Origin of the sequence: Arthrobacter sp. StoSoilB22 (assembly GCF_019977315.1) — a bacterium.
Taxonomy (GTDB): domain Bacteria; phylum Actinomycetota; class Actinomycetes; order Actinomycetales; family Micrococcaceae; genus Arthrobacter.
In genome coordinates this window covers 1-21641 of sequence record NZ_AP024652.1, presented here as the reverse complement: position 1 = coordinate 21641, position 21641 = coordinate 1, and the positions used below count along the sequence as shown (strand labels likewise).

The following is a 21641-nucleotide window of genomic DNA, read 5'->3' as shown; positions in this document are numbered from 1 at the left end:
AGGCGGACCCCCGGTTGCGGCTAGACTTGACAGCTAGAACCAACCCGGAACGCCGTGTGGCCGTTAACCGCTGGAATTTTCCTTCCTGCAGGATATCAAGGCTGGCGGAAACGGGTATTAAACCGAACAGCCAGGAGGATCCGTGCCCGAGTCCAAGCCCCGCAAGCGGCCTGCCCGTCAGGCCCAGCAGACTTCCGCAGCACAGCAGTACAAGCCCAACCCGGTTTGGTACAAGGCTGTCATGTTCGGCCTGATGATCCTCGGCTTGGTCTGGATCATTACTTTCTACATTACCGAGGGCCAGTTCCCCGTCCGCGAGTGGGCCTCGTGGAATATCGTGGCCGGCTTCGGCATAGCGATCGTCGGATTCCTGATGACCACACGCTGGCGCTCCTAGGAATTCCGCACCTCACATTTCCGTGCCCGTGAACGTCTACAAGATATGAGAAGCCGGCACGCAACCTTGGATTCCCCGCTGGGGCAGTTGACTTTGACTGCCCGCGGGGAATTTTTGACGGGGATCTTCTATGAGGGTCACTGGCATATGCCTTCGGAGGACTACTTTGGGGATCAGACCGGGATGGACGATCCGGTGTTCGCACGGACTCGGACCGAGCTCACCGAGTACCTGAATGGTCATCGGACTATGTTCGATGTTCCTTTCGAGGCAGTCGGAAACCCGTTTCAAGAGAAGGTCTGGGAACGACTGCAACATATTCCGTTCGGTGAAACCGTCAGCTACGGGCAGCTGGCCGCAGAACTGGGGGATCCCCATCTGGCTCAGGCGGTGGGCTCTGCTGTGGGACGCAATCCCATCAGCATCGTCATTCCTTGCCACCGCGTGGTGGGGCGTCATGGTCAACTCACCGGGTACGCAGGTGGGCTTCGGAATAAACGGTTCCTCCTGGAATTGGAAGAGCCGGTAGAGGTGCGGGAGGGCAAGCTGTTCTGATGAAGCCCAGGCAGATGGTCGACAAGAAGCCGTTCGAATCCGTGGTCCATGAACATGGCACCACAGTGCTTCGGGTGTGCCGTGCCATTCTTGGCGTGCACGACGCCGATGATGCATGGTCAGATACGTTCCTGGCTGCCCTTCAGGCATACCCGGCACTGCCTCCCGAAGCGAATGTTGAAGCCTGGCTGGTCACCATCGCCCACCGGAAGTGCATCGACCATGTACGGGCCGGTACCCGCCGTGCCCTGCCGGTTGACCTTCCACCTGAGCAAGCGTCCAGTCTCGGGATTCCTGGTGACGGCCACGATGAACTGCTTGAGGCCCTTGCGGGTCTTCCCACGAAGCAGCGCCAGGCGGTGGCCTACCACTATTTAGGGGGCCTTCCCTATAAGGATGTTGCTGCTTTGTGGGGCGGCACCGCCGAGGCTGCCCGTCGCGCCGGAGCTGACGGCGTGAAGTCTCTCCGCTCTGCCCTCGCCTCCCACCAGTCGCTGGCCCGCACATCCTCGAAAGGTGACATCTGATGACCCTTGAACTCAGTCCCGATCACGCCGAGGTTCTTTCGCTCCTCCATCCCTTGGACATCGGGCTCGAACCGGCCATTGCCAGCCTTCATGCCCGCTTGGCGCGCGACGCTCAGCTCACCCACACTTTGGACGTTGCTTACAGGATTGTGGACTCCCCGCTGGGTAAGCTCCTTTTGGCTGCTACGGACCGGGGAATTGTCCGTGTCGCTTTCGAGCTGGAAGACCACGACTCCGTCCTTCAGTTTCTGGCAAGCACTGTCAGTCCGCGCATTCTTCAGGCTCCGGCACGTTTGGATGACGCCGCCCGTGAACTCGACGAGTACTTCAAGGGCACCAGGACGGAGTTCGATCTCACGCTGGATTTCCGGCTATCCCGCGGTTTCCGTCTCAATGTCCTGCGTCACCTGCCTCGGATCCCTTATGGCAGCACAGCCAGCTATGCCCAAGTGGCCCAGGCAGCCGGCAGTCCCAATGCTGTCCGGGCTGTCGGAACCGCTTGTGCTACCAACCCCTTGCCCCTCATTGTGCCCTGCCACCGGGTAGTAAAGTCTGACGGCAATTTCGGTGGCTACCTTGGTGGAAGCGAGGCCAAACGCGCACTGCTCCGCCTTGAGGCGGCGGCATGAGCGACGACGCTTTGTTTCCGCGGGAGCTCGTTCAGCCGGAAAGGCACGACGCCGGTCCCCGCCTGATTGCGCCCGGGGCCGTCCATGTTCCTGCTTGGCTTACCCTTGAGCAGCAACGATGGATAGTAGCCCGCTTTGGCGAATGGACCCAAGGGCCGGTTCCCCTCCGTGCCGCTACTCTTCCGGGCGGACATCAAATGTCGGTGAGAACTGTGTGCTTGGGTTGGCATTGGCAGCCTTACCGTTACACACGGGAAGCCACTGACGTCAATGGCCGTCCCGTGCTCGATTTCCCGGACTGGATGGTGCGCCTGGGGCGGAAAGCAGTGCAAGCGGCCTACTCCTCAGGCTATGAGGGCGTTGAAAGTGACGAAGCGCTGAGCGCACTGGCGAACAAGTACACGCCCGACGCCGCGCTGGTGAACTTTTACGACGACGGTGCCGCCATGGGAATGCATCAGGACAAGGACGAGCGTTCCAACGCCCCTGTGGTCTCCCTGAGCATTGGTGATACGTGCCTGTTTAGGTTTGGCAATACCCAAACCCGGACCAAGCCATACACAGACGTTGAGCTTCGATCGGGAGACCTCTTCGTCTTTGGAGGACCGTCCAGGTTTGCTTATCACGGGATCCCCAAAGTTTTCCCAAAAACGGCGCCGGATGGCTGCGGCCTCTCGCAGGGACGGATCAATATCACTATGCGAGTCACGGGCTTGTCATGATGCCGGGGTCCCACCTCAAAAATGTCCGAGGCTCCGGGGAGAATATTCCCGAAAGCTGAATTACCGCCTTGGCCCTCGAGTTGGCCGGCATCGAAGGAGCGTGCATGACCGCGGATAGTGGCATAGTCGTGGGTGAGGATGGTTTGGCGCGTCCGCTGTGGGCGTCCTCGGATCCCCTCATGCAGGCCTACTACGATCACGAGTGGGGAATGCCCGTCCGCGATGAGCAGGGCATGTACGAGCGCATCAGCCTCGAAGCGTTCCAAGCGGGTTTATCCTGGGCAACCATTCTTCGGAAACGGGATGCCTTCAGGGCAGCGTTTCTGGACTTCCATCCGGAGAGTGTCGCGGCCTTCACCGAGGCCGATGAGGAACGGCTCATGCTCGACGCCGGAATTGTGCGCAACCGATTGAAAATCAAAGCGGCCATCACCAACGCCAAGGCCACCATCGCGTTGCGCGAAGAGGGCGGTCTTGTGGACTTCGTCTGGTCGTTCCAGCCGCACACCACTCCCAAACCCACCACCATGGCGGACATCCCTACCACCTCGCCGGAGTCGATCGCCTTGTCAAAGGCATTGAGGAAGAAGGGTTTCGCTTTTGTGGGACCCACCACGATGCATGCCCTCATGGAAGCCGTGGGAATCATTGACACCCACTTGATGGACAGTCATCGGCGGGGGACCTCCGGGGTATGGGTCTAACCCGAACCCCGGCGGGCCTGCGGCCCCGATAGTCCACAGAGCTGTCCACAGAAGTGTGTAACTTTATCCACAGGCGTGGATAACTTCTGTGGACATCCACGTACCAGGGTCCATTATTGGTGTCAGTCCGGCGATCCGAGGGCACAGGGCATCCAACTCCACTTATGCCCACTGTGTATTGCGCTGTGGATAGTCCACTAAGCTTCACTAGGAATTCAGCATTCTAGGATTGTCGGCTTCGCCAAATGCGCTCTTTGGAGTGCTTCTTGTCTGACATCCACCACCTGCGCGCTATGCCTCCGTCATGATGAGCGGCGGGAAAGTTACCCACTTAACAACAGCCCCTGCACACAAGTTATCCACAGCTGGGGAAAAACTTGTGGGTTTCGACTCCGGGATCCCTGGTTTGCAGGCGAACAGGAGACCCTTGTTCCCTCTGAACTACAGCTATGTAAGTTATTAACACTGTTGATAAGCCTGTTGATACTCGGCTCTCCACGGCGTCATTAACAGGCTTGTCCACAGATGCTGGTGAAGTCGCCCTTTTGTCCACATTTCCGTTGCCGCGGGGGACAAAGTTATCCACAGGTGTGGAGAAACCCATGCCTTTCGGGGGATATCTTGCAATTTGACGAGTCCTCGGACGGCCAAGGTGGATAACTACATGCGTGTAAGTTACACACACTGTGGATAACACCTGTGGATAAGGTCTCCGAGTACGGTGGTGGCATGAAGAGCGATCATAAGAAGCTGATACCCAGTTACAGGGCCAGCCAGGGGCACTTTTCGGTCATCACGGTTCCCGTTATGCAGTACCTGATGATCGACGGTCATGGGGACCCCAACACAGCCCAGTCCTATAAGGATGCGCTAACAACGCTGTATCCAGTCACCTACGCTTTGAAGTTCCTCAGCAAGCGCGAGCTTGGCCAGGATTACACAGTGATGCCGCTGGAGGCGCTGTGGTGGTCCGATGACATGGATTCATTCACCATCACCAGGGACAAGTCACGCTGGGACTGGTCGCTGATGAATATGGTCCCCGACTGGATAACCCGGGAACACCTGAACATGGCGCGGGAGACGGTCGCCAAGAAGGGGGAAGGACCCGTTGTGGAGGCTCTCCGTCTGGAACCGTTCAACGAGGGTTTGAGCGTGCAGACACTACACGTAGGTCCGTATGACGATGAAGGACCAGTGCTGGAGGAGATGCACAACAAATTCATTCCGGAACAGCAGTTGGTGATGACCGGCAAGCACCACGAAATTTATCTCAGCGATCCTCGGCGCACCGCACCGGAGAGGCTCAAGACCATCCTGCGCCAGCCCGTCATGAAGGCCGGAGAGGCCAGCTAACCTGCAGTGACGCGGAACCAGGTGACCACGGCCAGCAGGCCCGCTACCAAAACGAGTCCTCCAGCCTGGAGAAGTGCTTGGTTTTTGCCCTTGGGAGCATAGGCGATCGCTGCAGCAGCAAGGCCACCGGTGATCAACCCACCCAAGTGGGCCTGCCACGCAATGCTGGGCACGAAGAAGCCAATGGCGCCATTGATGGCGATCAAAATCCACAGCTGCTTGGTTTCTCCACCCCTATGGCGCTGCACAACAAGCATGGCGCCGAAGAGGCCGAAAATGGCACCGGAAGCACCCACTACTCCCACCGGCGGGAATGTGGGAGTCAGGGCAAGGAAGCCCACGGAACCGCCAATTGCGGAAATAAGATACACAGCCAGGAATCGGATCCGCCCGAGCAAAGGCTCAAGGGCCTGTCCGAAGATCCACAGCGTATACATGTTCAGGACGATATGGAGCAGGAAACCCTGCGAGTGCAAAAACGCTGCCGTGACCATGCGCCATGGCTCACTGACAGCAAAGATGTTGGCGAACGCAAAATTCTCGAAGACCGCGTCACCGGGCACAATCCACTGAAGGACATAAACCAGTGCGCACAAGCCGATGATCACGTACGTCACCAAAGGCCGGCCTACTGCCAAGGCTCCGCCATACGGGGAGCGGTATGTCGGCGTCGTACGTTTTTGTTCGTTGACGCAGTCAACGCATTGGAACCCGACGGCGGCCGCCCGCTGGCACTCGGGGCATGCAGGGCGCCCGCAGCGCTGGCACCGCACATAGGAGGGCCTGTCCGGGTGCCTGGGGCACACCGGAATATCAGCGGACGGCTCGGCCGACGGAATTCCGTAACTCATGGGCTCTGGTTCAGTGTGTGACTAGAGCTGTTCGATGTCGATGCTGTTGATGACGACGTCCTCAACCGGGCGGTCGCCCATGCCGGTGCGGACGGACTCGATCGCATCCACAACCTTGCGGGATTCCTCATCCGTGACCTCGCCGAAGATGCTGTGCTTGCCGAACAGCCAGTCGGTGTTCACGGTGGTGATGAAGAACTGTGACCCGTTGGTGCCCTTGCCCATCTGGATGCCCGCGTTGGCCATAGCCAGCTTGTACGGAGCGTTGAAGGTCAGTTCCGGGTGGATTTCGTCGTCAAACTGGTAGCCGGGGCCACCCACGCCGCGACCCAGGGGATCGCCGGCCTGGATCATGAAGTCTTTGATGATCCGGTGGAAAATAGTGCCGTTGTAAAGGGGGGTACCGGTCTTGTCTTCGCCGGTTTCCGGGTGGTTCCAGGACTTTTCGCCCGTGGCCAGGCCAACAAAGTTGGCGACCGTCTTGGGGGCGTGGTTGCCGAAGAGGTCAACCTTGATGTCGCCGAGGCTCGTGTGGATCGTTGCTTTTGCGGTTGCGATGGTCATGGCCCCATTCTTCCATGCAGGGTCAACGCCCGTCCGGCCGTAAAGCCGGTTCCGCGCTGGGTGAAATCCTGGACGTTCTCGGACAGATGAATAGCCGGTGTTCCACAAGCGACGTAGGCTAGCAACAAACGAGCATGTGTATCGGGAGGTAGTTGTGAAGAAATCAGACCGTATTGCCCGCGAACTCGAACAATCAGTCACGGCCGGTGTGGATAACGCCCGCGACTGGGCTGCACCGCGTGTGGAAGCAGCCGTGAATTGGGCTGTTCCGCGTATCCAGCACGGCATTGATAGCGCTTCGCCCAAGATTCAAGAGGGTCTGAAGTCCGCTGCGCACAACCTCGCTGACGGCGTTGCAGTTGTCACACCGCGGATTCAGGATGGGCTGGCGCACCTCGCGCCGAAGATCCATGACGTGGTGGAAGACGCCACACCTAGGATCCAGGAGACGCTCAACAGGGCTACCCCGGCGCTCGGCCATGCACGGGACAAGGTGGTGGACGAATACCTCCCCAAGCTGTCCGAGCAGTTGGGACAGGCTTCGGTAGCGGTCCACCACGTCCTTGAGAATGCCCCCGCGCAGGTTGATGCTGTGGCACAGAAGCTGGTTGATTCCGGCGTTGTCCACAGCGTTCAGGAGCAAGCCCAGGCCACCGGCAAGCAGATCAAGGCTGTGACGGACCAAGCCAGCAAGGCGGTCTCCTCTGCATTGGTGAAGGAACAGCCCAAGCCCAAGAAGCGCGGATGGCTGATCGTCACGGTCATTGCCGCCGCCGCTGCTGCCGGTGTTGCTGCCTGGAAGGCTTCCAAGCCGGTTGAAGATCCGTGGAAGACGCCTGCTCCGGTCACACCGACGCCTGCTCCTGTTCCTGCAGCGGCTCCGGCAGTTGCCGAGCCCAAGGCTGCGGACATCACACCGGAGGAAGCCGCAGCTGAGGCAGAGCAGGCAACCAAGGATGCCTTCAAGAACGTCGAGGACTCCACGGAGAAAGTGGCGACGGACGCAAAGACCGCCGTCAAGAACATCGCGGCCAGCCTGCACAAGGACACCGATGGCAAGGAGTCAGATGCCAAGGGTGCACAGAACTAAACACTGACTCACCGCCTCGAAGTGGGGCAGAGAACGTCAAACACTGAAGGGATCCCGGCGATTGCCGGGATCCCTTCAGTGTTTGCCGCCTTGTCATCAATGCCTCCATCACCTGCCCGGGCACGGGTGTTAGATTTATGGTGATGTCAGCCGATAGACCCCTAGCGGGTTCCCTTAAGGATGCTCCGGAACCTCCCGGCGTATCCATCGTTATCCCGGCGTATAACGAGGAAAGCGTCATTCGCCAGTGCCTCATCGCGGCCATCTACCAGTCGGTTCCCGCGCAAGAGATCATTGTGGTGGATAACCTGTCCACAGACCGCACGGCCAGAATAGTGCGCCAGATGCAACAGGAATACCCTGAAAGCCCCATCCTGCTCATGCGGCAGGAGGCCGCGCAAGGTCTCATCCCCACCCGTAACCACGGGCTGAACAACGCCTCAGGGGACGTCGTAGGCCGCATCGACGCTGACTCAGTCCTTGAACCGGACTGGGTGGAACAGGTCCAAAAGGCCTTCACGGATCCCTCGGTAGCCGCTGCCACAGGTCCAGTGGTCTACTACGACATGCCAATGCGCCGGTTCGGGCTCAAAGCGGATGACAAGATGCGCCAGCTCATGCTCCGCCTGGCCAAGCACCAGTACCATTTCCTCTTCGGATCAAACATGGCCCTTCGACGCTCGGCATGGGAAACCATCCGCGATGAAGCGTGTTTGGACCCCAACGACGAGATGCACGAGGACATTGATCTTTCGCTGCACCTGTTCGAGCACGACCTCAAAGTGCAGTACCTTCCCCAAATGGTGTCCGGGATGTCTGCCCGGCGACTTGAGGACTCACCCAGGGACTACCGCTACTACGTCCAGCGCTTCGATCGGACGTACAAGGCGCACAACGTCAAGAAGATGGCTTTGAAGGCACCTATGGTGGTGTTCTTCTCGGTGTACTTTCCGGCGAAGCTGCTGCGTGCCATCCACACGGCCAACTCGGGGCAAGGCACCCGCCGCGGCGGAGTCTAAACGCCCGACGGCGGCATCTTAGTCTGCGCCCAGTTCGGCTTCGCGTCGGTCTGCTTCCGGCCTGCCACGCCGCTGACCGGCTACAACCACGGCCAGCCCTACAAGGATCAGCGCCAACCCCGCATAAGTACCGGCAGGCAACGTTTCATTCAGGAAGATGGCCGCCAAAAGGGCAGCACCTGGAATCTCCAGCAGGATGATCATGGACACCAGTAGCGGGCTCATCGTAGCCAGTAGATGGTTAAAGGCCGTGTGCCCCACCAGCTGCGCACACACGGTGATGGCGATAATGCCAAGCCAACCGCCGGCGTCGAACCCTGAGAGTGGCTGGGCAGTGAACAAAGCCAGCATGGCCACAATCGCCGCACACATGCCGTAGCAAAGTGTGGTGTACGTTCCAGTCCCCATGGACTGCCTCGCCTTGCCACCGGCCAACGTGTACAGGCCGGCCAGGGCGCCGCCCGCAAGTGCCAGGAGGTCACCGAGGAGCGCTTCCGGGGACGAGCCCATATCGAATCCAGTAATCGCCACCACGCCGCCAAAAGCAATGCCAAGCCCCGCCAGGACCGGCCAACGGTGCCGGGTGCCCCGGAACACCTGGAACACGGCGATCCACCCCGATTGCAGGCATACCAGGGCAGTAGCCGCAGCCACCGATGTCAGCTGCAGTGCCGTGATGAAACAAGCGAAATGGAAGGCCAGCGCCACGGCAGCCACGGCAGACCAACCAAACTCACGCCGCGTGATCCTCCCGAACGCTTTCGGTTCCCGAATGATGACGGGGCCCGCCATCACCACGGCACCTATTGCGTTACGCCAGAATGCGATGGCCAGTGCGGTCACCGAAGTGGCACCAAGCGTGCCGGCAATGAGCGGGCCGGAGGAGGCAACACCCAGGACGCCGAGCGCAGCAATGAGAAGGGTCACGGATCCACCCTAGTGTGATTGAAGGTGGCCCTTCCTCCCACGCAGCATTAGCCCGCCGCAAATTTCGAATACATAGAATCCCGACGACTTGGGAGGAAGGGCTTAAATGCAAAAGTCCCGGTCATTTCTGACCGGGACTTTCCTTATGGTGGAGGCACGGGGACTCGAACCCCGAACCCCCTGCTTGCAAAGCAGGTGCGCTACCAATTGCGCCATGCCCCCATAAGAAGCAACCCGTCAATCATACCCCATGTCAGGACTGGAATTTACCAATCCGCACCGGGCTCTTCGGCTAGTCCACCGTATCGGTTGACTTGCTCCAGACATCCTTCCGGGCTTCGGATTCCTGAGCCTTTTTATAGACCAGGACGCCTGCGATAGCAGCTGCTACAACTACCAGCAACTTCTTCACAAGCACCTCATTCCGGTTCAGTTTTACCTGAACCTCTTTGTGGTTCCGTGGGCGTACCAGGACTTGAACCTGGGACCTCTTCGTTATCAGCGAAGCGCTCTAACCGCCTGAGCTATACGCCCCGATGCCTCATCGGGCCGAGATATGACTGTACAGCACATCCCGGCCCGATCTCAAATCGAGGCATTTCCCCGGTGTAATTCCGCCTATTTCGGCTGATTTCCGGGAGTTTTTGCTAGTCGTCAGTCAGGGTGACGCCGACGCCACCAACCAACGTTGCGGAAATGTTATACAGCACGGCCGAAAGCATGGACAGCGCAGTCAACAGAACCACGTTCACTACAGCAATGATGGTGGCAAAAGATGCCACTTGGCCGAGTGAAGCAATCTTCTTGAGTTCGAACCCGCTGCCCTCGGAGCCTGCCAGGGTGCCAAGGAGGCTGTCCACCTGGTCAAAGATGCCCGTGAGATCCAACACAGTCCACAAGACGATTGCTGCAACCACGGTGACGATGCCCAAAGCAACAGACAACAGGAATGCCATCTTTAGGACCGACCACGGGTCAACCTTGCTGACAAGAAGCCGCGCGCGGCGAACCTTGGCCTTGGGAGCCGGCTTCACCAAGCCGGGCCCACCCTGCGAGGGACGCTGGGCAGGGGTGCCGGCCGGGCGCTGGCCGGGCTGTGCAGGCCGCTGTCCGGGGGCGCCAGCGGGACGCTGACCGGCCTGTGCCGGGCGTTGTCCGGGAGCGCCGGAAGGACGCGGAGCGGAATTAGCTCCGCTCGCGGGCCGCGCTCCGGCACCGGATCCCGCGGACCCGGTTCCAGGGCGCTGCTGGGGACGTGCAGGCGTTCCCGACTGCGTGTTGCCTGAGGGCTGCCGGAGTCCGCCGGGGACACCTGTGCTCGGCTTGGGATATGAGTCGGAATTACTCACTCGTTACCTCCGGTGTTGTCTTCGTTCAGCTCCGCGCCCGTTTCGATTTCCGGGTCTGCGTCGTTTTCCGTATCGGCAGTCACGGTCGCCTCAGAGGCGCCGTCGTTTGCAGCCAACGTTACGTCATCGTCGAGTCCGTCCTCGGACTCTTCGCTTTCCAAGCCGCGTTCGCTGTTGCGCGCAACCTCGATGATGCGGTCATTCTTATCCGGCTTCGCAAAGATGACGCCCATGGTGTCGCGGCCCTTGGCAGGGACGCCGGTCACTGCCGAGCGGACCACTTTGCCACCCTCCATGACCACCAGAACCTCGTCTTCTTCCTGCACGATCAAGGCGCCAACAAGGTCACCACGGTCTTCGGCAAGTTTGGCTACCTTGATGCCCAGGCCACCACGGCCTTGGAGTCGGTACTCATCAACGGCAGTCCGCTTGGCGTATCCGCCCTCGGTGACGATGAACACGAACGAACCATCCTGGACCACGTCTGCGGCCAGGAGTTCGTCGTCTTCACGGAACTTCATACCCGTCACACCGGAGGTGGCACGACCCATGGGACGCAGAGCATCATCGGTGGCCGTAAAGCGGATGGACTGGCCCTTGCGGGACACCAGGAGCAGGTCATCGGTTTCGCTGACCAACTGGGCGGATACCAGTTCGTCCTCGTCGCGCAGGTTAATGGCAATGACACCGGCTGTGCGGTTGGTGTCGTAATCCTCCAACCGGGTCTTCTTGACCAAACCATTCTTGGTGGCAAGCACCAGGTAAGGGGCCTGCTGGTAGTCCCGCAGGTCAAGGACCTGGGCAATGTGCTCATCCGGCTGGAAAGCCAGCAGGTTGGCTACGTGCTGGCCCTTGGCGTCGCGTCCGGCTTCAGCCAATTCGTAAGCCTTTGCCCGGTACACGCGTCCAAGGTTGGTGAAGAACAGCAACCAGTGGTGGGTGGTGGTCACAAAGAAGTGCTCCACCACGTCGTCGCCGCGCAACTGTGCACCCTTGATGCCCTTGCCGCCGCGCTGCTGCGAACGGTAGTTATCACTACGAGTGCGCTTGACGTATCCGCCGCGAGTGATGGTGACAACCATTTCCTCTTCAGGGATCAGGTCTTCCATGGACATATCGCCATCGAAGCCCATCAGGATATGCGTCCGGCGATCGTCTCCATGCTTGGCAACGATCTCGGCGAGTTCTTCGCTGATGATCTGACGCTGGCGCTCTTCCGAAGCCAGGATCGAGTTGTACTCCAGGATCATCGCTTCGAGTTCCGCGTGGCGGTCCTGGATCTTCTGGCGTTCCAAGGCAGCCAAACGGCGCAGCTGCATGTCCAAAATGGCGCGGGCCTGGAGTTCGTCGATCTCCAGCAACTCCATGAGCCCTTCGCGGGCAGCTTCGGTGGTGTTGGAGGCGCGAATAAGGGCAATAACCTCGTCCAGCATGTCCAAAGCCTTGAGGAGTGCACGCAGAATGTGCGCTTCTTCCTCGGCCTTGCGCAGGCGGTACCGGGTCCTGCGTGCAATGACGTCCATCTGGTGAGCCACCCAGTGCCGGATAAAAGCATCCAGGCTCAAGGTGCGCGGAACGCCGTCGACAATTGCCAGCATGTTCGCCGAGAAGTTGTCCTGCAGCTGCGTGTGCTTGTACAGGTTGTTCAAGACCACCTTGGCAACGGCATCGCGCTTGAGCACGATCACCAGGCGCTGACCGGTACGGCCGGAGGTTTCATCGCGGAGGTCCGCGATACCCGAAATCTTGCCGTCCTTGACCAGCTCGGCAATCTTGATGGCCAGGTTGTCCGGGTTGGCCTGGTAGGGCAGCTCGGTCACCACCAGGCAGGTACGGCCCTGAAGTTCCTCAACATTGACCACTGCGCGCATGGTGATGGAGCCACGGCCGGTGCGGTAGGCGTCTTCGATGCCCTTGTGGCCGAGGATGGTAGCGCCCGTGGGGAAGTCAGGTCCCTTGATTCGCAGCAGCAGAGCCTCGAGAAGTTCTTCCCGTGTGGCCGTCGGGTTCTCAAGCGCCCACTGCACACCGTCGGCAACTTCGCGCAGGTTGTGCGGTGGAATGTTGGTGGCCATACCGACGGCGATACCCGAGGAGCCGTTGACCAGCAGGTTGGGGAAACGCGCCGGCAGGATAGTGGGTTCCTGGTTCTTGCCGTCGTAGTTGTCCTGGAAGTCGACGGTTTCCTCGTCGATGTCGCGGACCATTTCCATGGCCAGCTGAGCCATCTTGGTTTCGGTGTAACGCGGTGCAGCAGCGCCGTCGTTACCGGGCGAACCGAAGTTACCCTGTCCCAGCGCCAGCGGGTAACGCATGGTCCAGTCCTGGATCAGGCGGACCAAGGCGTCGTAGATCGCCATGTCGCCGTGCGGGTGGTAGGTACCCATGACGTCGCCAACAACGCGTGCGCACTTGTTGAAGGAGCGGTCAGGGCGGTACCCGCCGTCGAACATTGCGTACAGAACACGGCGGTGGACCGGCTTGAGGCCGTCGCGGACGTCCGGGAGGGCACGGCCGACGATGACGGCCATGGCGTAGTCCAAGTAGGACCGCTGCATCTCGGTCTGCAGGTCAACCTGCTCCACGCGGTCAGTCAGCACATCACCCTCGAGACCGACATCATCGACGTCGTTCGATTCCGGGACTTCGGGAGTTTCGTCACTCATAATCTAAGGTTTCCGTTTCAGGTATATGTCAGTTCTGGAATATTCAGTTGCCCCTGTGGGCCCCTAGATATCGAGGAACCTGACGTCCTTGGCGTTCTGCTGAATGAAGTTACGACGCGATTCGACGTCCTCGCCCATCAGGACGGAGAAGGTCTGATCTGCGGCCAGGGCGTCATCCATGGTGACCTGCAACAGGGTGCGACGATCCGGGTCCATGGTGGTGTCCCACAACTCGGTGTAGTCCATCTCGCCCAGGCCCTTGTAGCGCTGGATGCCGTTGTCCTTGGGCAGGCGCTTGTTCATGGACGCACCCTTACGGATGGTTTCGTCGCGTTCGCGGTCGCTGTACACGTAGTCGTGGGCGGCGTTTGACCACTTGATCCTGTACAGCGGCGGTTGGGCCAAGTACACGTAGCCATTCTCGATGAGCGGACGCATGTAACGGAACAACAGTGTCATCAACAAGGTGGTGATGTGCTGGCCATCGACATCAGCGTCGGCCATCAGGACGATCTTGTGATAGCGAAGCTTGCTGATGTCGAAGTCCTCGCCGATGCCAGTGCCGAAGGCGGTGATCATTGACTGGACTTCGGCATTGCCCAAAGCCTTGTCCAAACGAGCGCGCTCCACGTTCAGGATCTTGCCACGCAGCGGAAGGATGGCCTGGGTCTCCGGGTTGCGGCCACGTTTGGCCGAGCCACCGGCGGAGTCACCCTCCACGAGGTAGACCTCGCAGCGCGAAGGATCCTTGGACGAGCAGTCGGACAACTTGCCGGGCATGCCGAAGGACTCCAGCGGGCTCTTCCGGCGGGCATTGTCGCGCGCTTTACGAGCGGCCATACGTGCCTGGGCAGCCGAAATGGCCTTACGGATCACGTCGCGGGCCGGGCCGGGGTTACGTTCCAGCCAGTCACCCAACTGATCCGTGACAACACGCTGGACGAAGCCTTTAACCTCGGAGTTGCCCAGTTTGGTCTTGGTCTGGCCTTCGAACTGCGGTTCGGAAAGCTTCACCGAAATGACGGCGGTCAGACCTTCACGGATGTCATCACCGGTAAGGTTGTCTTCCTTTTCCTTGATGATGCTCTTCTCGCGCGCATAGCGGTTGATGAGCGAGGTCATCGCGGCACGGAAGCCTTCTTCGTGCGTTCCACCCTCGTGAGTGTTGATGGTGTTTGCATACGTGTGGACGCTTTCCGAGTAAGCGGTAGTCCACTGCATGGCGACCTCGACGGCGATGTGCCGCTCGGTGTCTTCAGTTTCGAAAGCGATGACGTCCTCGTGGACAATCTCCACCTTCTTGTTCGAGTTCAGGTGCTTGACGTAGTCCAGCAGACCGTCCGGGTACTGGTACACAACGGTACGGTGCTCGGCGGCTACCTCGCCTTCGGTTGCCACGGCATCCAGATCGAGATCATCGTCGTCGCCGCCGCGGTTAACCGGACGCTCATCCGTCAGCGTGATGCGCAGGCCCTTGTTCAGGAAGGCCATTTGCTGGAAGCGTGCACGCAGTGTCTCGAAATCGAACTCGGTGGATTCGAAGATGGTGCCGTCCGGGTAGAACGTCTGGGACGTCCCCGTGACATCGGTAGCCTCGCCCTTGACGAGTTCGCCCTGAGGCTTGCCGCCGTCGGCGAAGGTCATGCGCCAAACGTGACCCTGGCGGCGGACTTCCGTATCAACCCGGCGCGACAGGGCGTTGACTACGGAGATACCCACACCGTGAAGGCCACCGGACACGGCGTAGCCGCCGCCGCCGAACTTACCGCCTGCGTGCAGGATGGTCATGACTACTTCAACAGTCGGCTTGCCCTCTGTCGGGTGGATATCCACGGGAATACCGCGGCCATCGTCCACCACGCGCACTCCACCGTCAGCACGGAGCGTGACTTCAATGTGGCTGCAGTAACCAGCCAACGCCTCATCAACAGAGTTGTCCACCACCTCATAAACCAAGTGGTGCAGGCCGCGGGGACCGGTTGAGCCGATGTACATGCCGGGGCGTTTACGCACGGCTTCGAGGCCCTCCAGCACGGTGATGTCGCTGGCACCGTACTCCCTGCGCTCCTCCACGGGCGTGTCAGGCTTGGGAACAGTCTCCTCTTCGGGCTCTACTGCCAAGGTCTCTGCATTGTCGTTAGCCACAGGCGCTTTCGACTCCTCTGTACTCGATGTCGGCCGTTCCCGGAGTTGCCCACGGCTAACCGCGGCCGCCAACGGGCACGTGACTGATTGCGCCGTCTAGTCCGACGACGGGGGTCCCCGATGCCACAGGAGTGGATTCAGGACCCGACGACGTTTCACCGGCGCTCAGTGATCTACGCCAATTCTATCGTGGAAAGGCGCAAATCCTTGCAAATACGGGGGCAGCCGACAGCTGAATGTGGCCGTGGGAGACCGCTGGCCCTATCTTCAATGGCCCTACGGTGGTCCCGACGGGGGCCTATACGACTCGGGGGCGTTGAAACGCCCTGCACGCCGTTTAGCCGTACGTGTCCCTCGGGCCTCGACCGTTAACACTGCGTCCGCCTTTTCGCCAACTTGGAGCCGAAGGTCCCAACACCTGGATGCTGGTTACAACCCCTTCGCCCAGTTCGTTGCGGAACATCTCCAGAAGGCTGGTGCTCAGCAACCGCAGCTGCGTCGCCCACGCGGTGGAATCGCAACGAACATGGAGTGTGGTGTCAGTAAAGCTCTCCGGCGTGCAGTGGGCGGAGATATCCGGCCCCACCAGCGTCTCCCACTCCGCCATGACGGAACCAACGGCCACGGGCGATGTCCAACCACGTTCGGCCACCAAGCGTCCCACCACTTTTCCCAAACCCAAGGGATCACGGCCGCTGCCGTGGAATTGGGCAAAACCCCTGGTATCCCGGAGCCCCTTACGTTTGGGAGCAGACCCGGGCCGCGGCGCCCGCTGCCGCACTTCTCCGCGGGCAGCCGCAGCCTCGCGCATACGGTTCAGCGCCGCCTGTGCAGCATCAATCTCATCCGGTTCACGGCCAGGTTGAAGTCCCTCGCGGCTATCCTTCGCCATCGATGCCTCCCGGAACAACGGTTACGCGCCGTCCGGCCAGCTCCTCGGGGATATCGGCATCGACGGCGGCGGTCACCAGCACTTGCTCGGCGCCGGCGACTATTGCAGCCAGTTTACGCCGGCGCTGGACGTCCAGTTCAGCGAAAACATCATCCAGGATGAGGATCGGAGCGGTGCCCCCGGTCCGAGCATCGTCCAACATCACATAGTAGGAAGCCAACCGCAGCGAGAGGCACATGGACCACGTTTCACCATGGGACGCATAACCCTTCGCGGGTGCCTGCCCCAGAACAAGTTCCAGTTCATCCCGGTGCGGCCCTACCAAGGAGATGCCCCGTTCGAGCTCCTTTTTCCTCGATGCCGCGAAGGCCTGGACATAGCGCTCCGTGAGCTCGTCAACGGACAGCAGCCGGAGGTCGTCCACCGACGGCGAAGGTTCCGTTCCGTGGTCGGCTGGACCGCCGTCGTCGTCAAGTACGCCCTGGATGGTTGAGCGGTAAACAGCGCCGGCGTCCTTGGAACCGTCGGTGAGCTGTGCATAAGCGCTGTTCAGGTGAGGACGCAACCGCTCCACAAGCTCGAGGCGGGCATGAAGCAATTCCGCGCCGGCGCGTGCCATGTGCTGGTCCCAGACATCCAGGGTTGCCTCATGTCCGGCGGTGAACTTACCTGCCCGGGCGGATTTGAGCAATGCGTTGCGTTGCTTCAGAACGCGGTCGTAGTCGCTGCGGGTGGCAGCATGCCGCGGAACGAGGCTCACCAGCAATTCGTCCAGGAAGCGTCGGCGGTTTGAAGGATCGCCCTTGACCAGCGCCAAATCCTCGGGTGCGAACAACACCGTTTGGCAAATTCCCAGTATGTCCCTGGCCCGGACCGGGTTGCTGCGGTTGATGCGTCCCCGGTTTGCCCGGCCGGAATTGATCTCGAGCTCTATGACCGTTGACTGTTCTCCACGGACCAGCCTGGCCTGGATCAAAGCGCGCTCCGTACCGAATCGAAGCAGCGGAGCGTCCGTGCTGACCCGGTGGGAGCTCAGCGTGGCCAGGTATCCGATTGCTTCCATGAGGTTGGTCTTGCCGATTCCGTTGGAACCGACCAAGACCGTCACACCGGGGCCGAGTTTCAGGTCGACCTGTGCATAGCTTCGGAAATCCGTCAGCGAAAGATGTTCTAGGTACACGCCGTTTGCAGGACTCCTGCGGCCTAGTTGGCCGGACGGGTGGCGTGTCCGCCGAACTGGTGGCGCAGGGCGGAGACCATCTTCATGGCCGGAGAATTATCTTCGCGCGAGGCAAAGCGGGCAAAAAGCGCAGCCGTGATTGCCGGGGCGGGCACTGCGTTGGCGATTGCCTCTTCCACAGTCCAACGTCCTTCGCCGGAGTCCTCAACGTAGTCGTCAATCGAAGCCAGACCCGGATCTTCGTCGAGTGCCTTGACCATGAGGTCCAGGAGCCAGGACCGGACAACCGTGCCCTTTTGCCATGCACGGAAAGTCCCGGGAAGGTCCTTAACGATGTCCTTTGCCGCCAGCAATTCATAGCCCTCGGCGTATGCCTGCATGAGGCCGTACTCGATGCCGTTGTGAACCATCTTGGCGTAGTGGCCCGCACCGACTCCGCCCACGTGGACAAAACTGTCGGCTCGTTCACCCTCGGGGCGGAGAGCGTCGAAAACGGGCATGGCGAGTTCGATGTCTTCGTCGGCGCCGCCTGCCATCAGCCCGTAACCGTTCTGCAGGCCCCACACACCGCCGGATACACCGCAATCCGCGAAGCGGATGCTCTTCTCGGCAAGTGCAGCAGCGTGCTTTTGGTCTTCCGTGAAACGCGAGTTGCCACCGTCGATCACCATGTCACCCGGGCTGAGCTTCTCACCGAGCTCCGTCACCACCGCATCAGTGATGGCACCGGAGGGAACCATCACCCAGACCAACCTCGGAGTGGGCAGTGCAGCGATGAGTTCATCCACCGACGCGACATCCGTGACCTCGGGATTGCGGTCAAAACCGGTGACCTCAATGCCACCGTTCCGCATGCGTTCCCGCATGTTGAAACCCATTTTGCCGAGGCCGATCAATCCGATGTGCACGGTGTGAACTCTTTTCTGCGAAGGTGGCTGCTACGTTCCAGCTAGTTGGGGAGGCGGACCGGCATCACGAGGTAGCGGTAATCGTCCTGGTCTTCGCCATCCGCCTCAGCCTGGGCCGTGATCATGGCAGGCTTCGGTGCAGTGGTGAAGGAGAAACGAACGTACTTGGTTTCGATCACGCTCAGGCCCTCAACGAGGTAGTGCGGATTGAAGGCAACGGTGATGTCCTCGCCGGAAAGCTGGGCTTCCAACTCCTCGGATGCCTGTGCGTCCTCGCCTGTACCTGCGTCAAGATTCAGCAACCCCTGGGTGAAGGCAAGGCGGACGGGAGTGTTTCGTTCGGCCACGAGCGACACTCGGCGAACGGCCTCGACGAGTTCCTGAGTCTGGACTGTTGCGTGGATCGGAGTGGAGTCCGGGAAAAGCGAGCGGATCTTGGGGTAGTCGCCATCCACCAAGAGTGATGTGGTGGTTCGTCCGCCGCTTTCGAAGCCAATGAGCCGGCTGTCGTCGTCAGCAAGTGCGAGGTTGATGTCGCCGCTGCCACCGAGCGTTTTTGCTACCTCGTTCAGTGTCTTGGACTTGACCAGTGCGCTGGTGGAAATGCCCGGAGTGACCGGTTTCCAGGGGACCTCGCGCATGGCGAGGCGGTAGCGGTCCGTGGCAAGGAGTGTGATGAGGTCATCCTCGATTTCCATGCGGACGCCGGTAAGGATCGGCAAGGTGTCATCCTTGCTCGCTGCGATGATCACCTGGGACACGGCTTGGGCGAAAGCGTCGCCCGGCAAGGTTCCGCTGATTGCCGGAAGCGCCGGAAGTGCCGGGTACTCGGACTCGGGCATGGTGGCCAGGTGGAAGCTGCTTCGACGGCACGTGAGGGTGACCTTGCTGCCGTCGGTCTCCACTTCGACAGGAGCCGATGGAAGGCTGCGGCAGATGTCTGCCAACAATCGTCCGGAAACCAAGATGGTGCCCTCAACAGCTATATCTGCCGGGATTTCCAATCGAGCCGAGGTCTCGTAGTCAAAGCTGGAGAGGCTAACGGTTCCTGCCTCGGCTTTGAGGAGGAGGCCGGAGAGCACAGGTACGGGCGGCCGCGGAGACAACGACCGCGCGGTCCACGTAACGGCTTCTGCCAGGACGTCGCGGTCGACTCTGAACTTCACGGAAGGGTGCCGCCTTTCATTGCTGCTGCCATGTAGTAGCTGCGGATTCCTGCTTGGAAGCCGCTAAATCTTCGCGGTCCGGCACCGGAACCTGCATGGTCCGCGCTGAGCGAACTACAAACAGACCCAAGGATGGGAGCGCTGCTGACAGCTTAGCCGGAAGATCCGCGATTAACCCATCCCCGTCAGGCCAGCCCCCTCGTATGTGGATAGCCACGGGCCAGCCTTGGCCGGTCTGGTTGCCCGTGATCTGCAGAAGGGGATGGGCGCCGGAACGAGATTGTTATTTGAGGGATTTCAATTTTTTGGGATTCGTAGTGTTAATAACTGCTGTGGAAACTGTGGATAACTCGATCTCGCCCCGCAGTTCCGCGGTTAAGCCCTGTTCACGGATTGTGTGTTAACTGGGTTTTAAACAGGGTGTGGATGGGGACAACTCCCAGGCCCGTTTTTAACGATCCACAGGTGGCTTAAGGGTTTTAAGCCCATTAACCGAGCTTGTCCCCTTAAGTATCCACAGGCTTATCCACATGCACCTGTTAATAAGGTATGTAATGGCGGGTGCGATGTGGATTTCAGGAGTCGCGCTGCTGTTGTTTGATCCGGTTGGTGAGCTCAGTGACCTGGTTGTAAATCACACGGCGCTCCGCCATCAGCTCACGAATCTTGCGGTCCGCGTGGATGACAGTGGTGTGATCACGGCCTCCGAGTTCCTGGCCGATCTTCGGCAGGGACATGTCCGTCAGCTCGCGGCACAAGTACATGGCGATCTGTCGAGCTGTCACCAAGGTGCGTGTACGGGACTTGCTGCAGAGCTCTTCCATGCTGAGCTTGAAGTAGTCGGCCGTCTGGTCCAGGATCTGCTTCGCCGTGATTTCCTGGGCGCCGTCGTCGGTGATCAGGTCTTTCAGAACCATTTCCGCCAAGGCCACGTCCACCGGTTGGCGGTTGAGGCTCGCGAATGCCGTCACACGGATCAGTGCGCCCTCAAGTTCGCGGATGTTGCTGGAAATCTTCGACGCGATGTACTCCAGAGCATCATCCGGTGCAGAGAGGCCTTCGCTGAGGCCTTTCTTGCGAAGGATCGCAATCCGGGTCTCAAGTTCCGGCGGCTGGATATCCGTCAACAGGCCCCATTCGAAGCGCGACGTCATGCGGTCCTCGAAGCCTGCCAGCATCTTGGGAGGCTGATCCGAGGTGATGACAACCTGCTTGTTGGCGTTGTGCAGGGCGTTGAACGTGTGGAAGAACTCTTCCTGGGTCCGGTCCTTGCCCGCCAGGAACTGGATGTCATCGATCAGGAGCACATCCACGTTGCGGTACGTGGTCTTGAAGCTGGTGCCTTCGTCATCGCGGATGGAGTTGATGAAGTCGTTGGTGAATTCTTCGGAGTTCACGTAGCGGACCCGAATGCCGCTGTAGAGCCTGCGGGCGTAGTGTCCGATCGCGTGGAGCAGGTGGGTCTTACCCAAACCCGAATCGCCATAGATGAACAACGGGTTGTAGGCCTTCGCGGGCGCTTCCGCCACAGCCACGGCGGCAGCGTGCGCAAAGCGGTTCGAGGAACCGATCACGAAGGTATCGAAGATGTACTTCGGGTTCAGGCGCCCGAACTCATGTGAGGTACTCGGGGGTGTGGGCTGAGGCTTCGGTTCGGCGAAGTCAGAAACAGCAGAAAGCTCGACGACGGGTTCCGGCTCCGCGTGGACGGGCACCAGATCGGTGTCCACGTCGATTGCGCAGCGAATGTCGTCGGAGAAGACGTTGCGGAGGGCATCGTCCAGGGCGTCCTTGACCTGCGTCTGGAGGACTTCGCGGGTGAGCTCGTTGGGAACGGCCACCAGCAAGGTTGAACCGATGAGGCCCTGGGCTTGGGCGAGGATGACGAAACCGCGCTGACGGGGTGAGACCCGGTCGTCCTGTTCCATAAGGCTCAGTACCCTGCGCCAGGAACTTCCGACAGTGTTGGCGTGGTTGGCTTCGTCTACTGTCAT

The 21641-nt window shown here is 60.2% G+C and carries 21 protein-coding genes and 2 tRNA genes; 9 read left to right on the top strand and 14 right to left on the bottom strand.

The window, feature by feature from the left end; genetic code table 11:
- The first annotated feature begins 142 nt into the window (after positions 1 to 142).
- The 7 genes from LDN70_RS00115 (at position 143) to LDN70_RS00085 (ending at position 4890) form a co-directional block, all read left to right on the top strand.
- Positions 143 to 397, top strand: coding sequence for a cell division protein CrgA (locus LDN70_RS00115; protein ID WP_142937281.1), 255 nt, complete (start codon positions 143 to 145; stop codon positions 395 to 397).
- Positions 398 to 442: 45 nt separating this feature from the next.
- Entirely contained in the window at positions 443 to 952 is a 510-nt protein-coding gene (locus LDN70_RS00110; protein ID WP_142937282.1) for a methylated-DNA--[protein]-cysteine S-methyltransferase, read from the top strand.
- Positions 952 to 1479, top strand: a complete 528-nt coding sequence (locus LDN70_RS00105; RefSeq protein ID WP_142937283.1) for an RNA polymerase sigma factor — start codon at positions 952 to 954, stop codon at positions 1477 to 1479. The genes LDN70_RS00110 and LDN70_RS00105 overlap by 1 nt, the downstream gene beginning before the upstream one ends.
- Entirely contained in the window at positions 1479 to 2108 is a 630-nt protein-coding gene (locus LDN70_RS00100) for a methylated-DNA--[protein]-cysteine S-methyltransferase (protein WP_142937284.1), read from the top strand. Before LDN70_RS00105 ends, LDN70_RS00100 begins: the two co-directional genes overlap by 1 nt.
- Positions 2105 to 2830: an alpha-ketoglutarate-dependent dioxygenase AlkB family protein gene (locus tag LDN70_RS00095; RefSeq protein ID WP_142937285.1), complete on the top strand. Its 726-nt coding sequence runs from the start codon at positions 2105 to 2107 to the stop codon at positions 2828 to 2830. Before LDN70_RS00100 ends, LDN70_RS00095 begins: the two co-directional genes overlap by 4 nt.
- A gap of 104 nt (positions 2831 to 2934) precedes the next feature.
- Entirely contained in the window at positions 2935 to 3534 is a 600-nt protein-coding gene (locus LDN70_RS00090; protein ID WP_142937286.1) for a DNA-3-methyladenine glycosylase I, read from the top strand.
- A 729-nt stretch (positions 3535 to 4263) separates the two neighbouring features.
- Entirely contained in the window at positions 4264 to 4890 is a 627-nt protein-coding gene (locus LDN70_RS00085; protein ID WP_223941335.1) for a GyrI-like domain-containing protein, read from the top strand.
- Here the strand turns inward: LDN70_RS00085 and LDN70_RS00080 are convergent.
- Both LDN70_RS00080 and LDN70_RS00075 read right to left on the bottom strand, forming a co-directional pair.
- On the bottom strand, positions 4887 to 5741 hold the full coding sequence (locus tag LDN70_RS00080; RefSeq protein WP_166842624.1) for a rhomboid family intramembrane serine protease: 855 nt from the start codon (positions 5739 to 5741) through the stop codon (positions 4887 to 4889). The two genes, LDN70_RS00085 and LDN70_RS00080, sit on opposite strands and share 4 nt — an antisense overlap.
- Positions 5742 to 5762: 21 nt before the next feature.
- On the bottom strand, positions 5763 to 6305 hold the full coding sequence (locus LDN70_RS00075) for a peptidylprolyl isomerase (protein ID WP_011772794.1): 543 nt from the start codon (positions 6303 to 6305) through the stop codon (positions 5763 to 5765).
- Between the two features lie 154 nt (positions 6306 to 6459).
- On the opposite strand from LDN70_RS00075, the gene LDN70_RS00070 reads away from it, so the two are divergent.
- A complete protein-coding gene (locus LDN70_RS00070) occupies positions 6460 to 7395 on the top strand; it encodes a hypothetical protein (protein ID WP_142937289.1) in 936 nt (311 codons plus the stop codon).
- A gap of 143 nt (positions 7396 to 7538) precedes the next feature.
- A complete protein-coding gene (locus LDN70_RS00065) occupies positions 7539 to 8414 on the top strand; it encodes a glycosyltransferase family 2 protein (protein ID WP_142937290.1) in 876 nt (291 codons plus the stop codon).
- An 18-nt stretch (positions 8415 to 8432) separates the two neighbouring features.
- Here the strand turns inward: LDN70_RS00065 and LDN70_RS00060 are convergent, their stop codons facing one another.
- The 12 genes from LDN70_RS00060 to dnaA form a co-directional block, all read right to left on the bottom strand.
- Positions 8433 to 9341 (bottom strand): DMT family transporter, encoded by a 909-nt coding sequence (locus LDN70_RS00060; RefSeq protein ID WP_142937291.1) that lies wholly within the window; start codon positions 9339 to 9341, stop codon positions 8433 to 8435.
- Positions 9342 to 9487: 146 nt separating this feature from the next.
- Positions 9488 to 9563, bottom strand: a tRNA-Ala gene (locus tag LDN70_RS00055).
- Between the two features lie 70 nt (positions 9564 to 9633).
- Positions 9634 to 9753 carry a DLW-39 family protein gene (locus LDN70_RS00050; RefSeq protein WP_217639245.1) on the bottom strand — a complete coding sequence of 40 codons (120 nt, stop codon included), beginning with the start codon at positions 9751 to 9753 and terminating at the stop codon, positions 9634 to 9636.
- Between the two features lie 48 nt (positions 9754 to 9801).
- Positions 9802 to 9875 (bottom strand) — tRNA-Ile (locus LDN70_RS00045).
- 113 nt (positions 9876 to 9988) lie between these two features.
- Positions 9989 to 10690 (bottom strand): DUF3566 domain-containing protein, encoded by a 702-nt coding sequence (locus tag LDN70_RS00040; RefSeq protein WP_142937292.1) that lies wholly within the window; start codon positions 10688 to 10690, stop codon positions 9989 to 9991.
- Entirely contained in the window at positions 10687 to 13356 is a 2670-nt protein-coding gene (gene gyrA / locus LDN70_RS00035) for a DNA gyrase subunit A (RefSeq protein ID WP_223941334.1), read from the bottom strand. The genes LDN70_RS00040 and gyrA overlap by 4 nt, the downstream gene beginning before the upstream one ends.
- Positions 13357 to 13419: 63 nt before the next feature.
- Positions 13420 to 15501: a DNA topoisomerase (ATP-hydrolyzing) subunit B gene (gene gyrB, locus LDN70_RS00030; protein ID WP_286198871.1), complete on the bottom strand. Its 2082-nt coding sequence runs from the start codon at positions 15499 to 15501 to the stop codon at positions 13420 to 13422.
- Positions 15502 to 15838: 337 nt separating this feature from the next.
- Entirely contained in the window at positions 15839 to 16393 is a 555-nt protein-coding gene (locus tag LDN70_RS00025; RefSeq protein ID WP_062072222.1) for a DciA family protein, read from the bottom strand.
- Positions 16380 to 17573 carry a DNA replication/repair protein RecF gene (recF, locus tag LDN70_RS00020; protein WP_223941333.1) on the bottom strand — a complete coding sequence of 398 codons (1194 nt, stop codon included), beginning with the start codon at positions 17571 to 17573 and terminating at the stop codon, positions 16380 to 16382. Before recF ends, LDN70_RS00025 begins: the two co-directional genes overlap by 14 nt.
- A gap of 23 nt (positions 17574 to 17596) precedes the next feature.
- Positions 17597 to 18481: a phosphogluconate dehydrogenase (NAD(+)-dependent, decarboxylating) gene (gene gnd / locus LDN70_RS00015; RefSeq protein WP_166842621.1), complete on the bottom strand. Its 885-nt coding sequence runs from the start codon at positions 18479 to 18481 to the stop codon at positions 17597 to 17599.
- A 41-nt stretch (positions 18482 to 18522) separates the two neighbouring features.
- Positions 18523 to 19647, bottom strand: coding sequence for a DNA polymerase III subunit beta (gene dnaN, locus LDN70_RS00010; RefSeq protein ID WP_011772783.1), 1125 nt, complete (start codon positions 19645 to 19647; stop codon positions 18523 to 18525).
- Between the two features lie 575 nt (positions 19648 to 20222).
- Positions 20223 to 21641 carry a chromosomal replication initiator protein DnaA gene (gene dnaA, locus LDN70_RS00005; protein WP_024818846.1) on the bottom strand — a complete coding sequence of 473 codons (1419 nt, stop codon included), beginning with the start codon at positions 21639 to 21641 and terminating at the stop codon, positions 20223 to 20225.

Bases quoted from the DNA above. Each gene is read 5' to 3' on its own strand.
- LDN70_RS00085 (WP_223941335.1), top strand. From the start codon at position 4,264: ATGAAGAGCGATCATAAGAAGCTGATACCCAGTTACAGGGCCAGCCAG.
- gyrA (WP_223941334.1), bottom strand. From the start codon at position 13,356: ATGAGTGACGAAACTCCCGAAGTCCCGGAATCGAACGACGTCGATGAT.
- LDN70_RS00080 (WP_166842624.1), bottom strand. From the start codon at position 5,741: ATGAGTTACGGAATTCCGTCGGCCGAGCCGTCCGCTGATATTCCGGTG.
- LDN70_RS00095 (WP_142937285.1), top strand. From the start codon at position 2,105: ATGAGCGACGACGCTTTGTTTCCGCGGGAGCTCGTTCAGCCGGAAAGG.
- LDN70_RS00100 (WP_142937284.1), top strand. From the start codon at position 1,479: ATGACCCTTGAACTCAGTCCCGATCACGCCGAGGTTCTTTCGCTCCTC.
- LDN70_RS00065 (WP_142937290.1), top strand. From the start codon at position 7,539: ATGTCAGCCGATAGACCCCTAGCGGGTTCCCTTAAGGATGCTCCGGAA.
- LDN70_RS00110 (WP_142937282.1), top strand. From the start codon at position 443: ATGAGAAGCCGGCACGCAACCTTGGATTCCCCGCTGGGGCAGTTGACT.
- LDN70_RS00105 (WP_142937283.1), top strand. From the start codon at position 952: ATGAAGCCCAGGCAGATGGTCGACAAGAAGCCGTTCGAATCCGTGGTC.
- dnaA (WP_024818846.1), bottom strand. From the start codon at position 21,641: ATGACAGTAGACGAAGCCAACCACGCCAACACTGTCGGAAGTTCCTGG.
- LDN70_RS00075 (WP_011772794.1), bottom strand. From the start codon at position 6,305: ATGACCATCGCAACCGCAAAAGCAACGATCCACACGAGCCTCGGCGAC.
- LDN70_RS00025 (WP_062072222.1), bottom strand. From the start codon at position 16,393: ATGGCGAAGGATAGCCGCGAGGGACTTCAACCTGGCCGTGAACCGGAT.
- LDN70_RS00090 (WP_142937286.1), top strand. From the start codon at position 2,935: ATGACCGCGGATAGTGGCATAGTCGTGGGTGAGGATGGTTTGGCGCGT.